Here is a 1,045-nt window from a genome sequence, read left to right on the forward strand (position 1 = left end):
CACCAGCAAGGCCACACGGCTGATGACCCCCTGGTCCCCGCCCAGGCCTTCAAGGTTGATTTCTGCGCCCAGAACCGGCTTGACGCCTTTGCCCCGGCCTTCCTTGTAGAACTTGACCCCGCCAAACAGGTTATTCAGGTCGGTCAGGCCCAAAGCGGGCTGGCCGTCTTTGGCCGCCGCCTTGAGCACTTCGTCAATGCGGCAGGTGGAGTCAACGACGGAAAATTCGGAGTGAAGGCGCAGGTGAACAAACATATCCGACCATTTTATGGACCCGGCACGCAGAAATTTGAAATGCGTGAGAAATGTCTTCTCGTAGGTCGGCACTCGCAGAGTCCGACGTGATGGGCTTCGGCACAGGCCCACGTCGGGGTCTTCGACCACCGACCTACGAAAACCTACGGCCCACGTCGGGGTCTTTGACCGCCGACCTGCGAAAACCTACGGCCCACGTCGGGGTCTTTGACCGCCGACCTACGAAAACCTACGGCCCATGTCGGGTTCTTCGACCAGCGACCTGCCTATCTCGTAGGTCGGTACTCGAAGAGTCCGACGTTTGTGCGCTTGGGCGCGGAACCTGGTTCAACTTTTGCGGGTTTCCACAACCCCACGTCGGGGTCTTCGACCGCCGACCTACGAAAACCTACGGCCCACGTCGGGGTCTTCGACCGCCGACCTACGAAAACCTACGGCCCACGTGGGGTCTTTGACCGCCGACCTGCCTATCTCGTAGGTCGGTACTCGAAGAGTCCGACGTTTGTGCGCTTGGGCGCGGAACCTGGTTCAACTTTTGCGGGTTTCCACAGCCCCACGTCGGGGTCTTCGACCACCGACCTACGAAAACCTACGGCCCACGTCGGGGTCTTTGACCGCCGACCTGCGAAAACCCACGGCCCACGTCGGGGTCTTTGACCGCCGACCTACGAAAACCCACAGCCCCACGTCGGGGTCTTCGACCACCGACCTACGAAAACCTACGGCCCACGTCGGGGTCTTCGACCACCGACCTGCGAAAACCTACGGCCCGCGTCGGGGTCTTCGACCG

At 61.3% G+C, this 1,045-nt stretch carries 1 protein-coding gene; it reads right to left on the reverse strand.

Annotation, left to right across the window (positions count from 1 at the left end):
• Positions 1-255, reverse strand: a 255-nt coding sequence (locus H663_RS40965) for a PHP domain-containing protein (RefSeq protein WP_116695979.1), incomplete at its 3' end; no start/stop codon positions are given.
• Positions 256-1,045: the final 790 nt, after the last annotated feature.

This window comes from Limnohabitans planktonicus II-D5 (assembly GCF_001270065.2).
GTDB classification, from domain to species: Bacteria; Pseudomonadota; Gammaproteobacteria; order Burkholderiales; family Burkholderiaceae_C; genus Limnohabitans_A; species Limnohabitans_A planktonicus.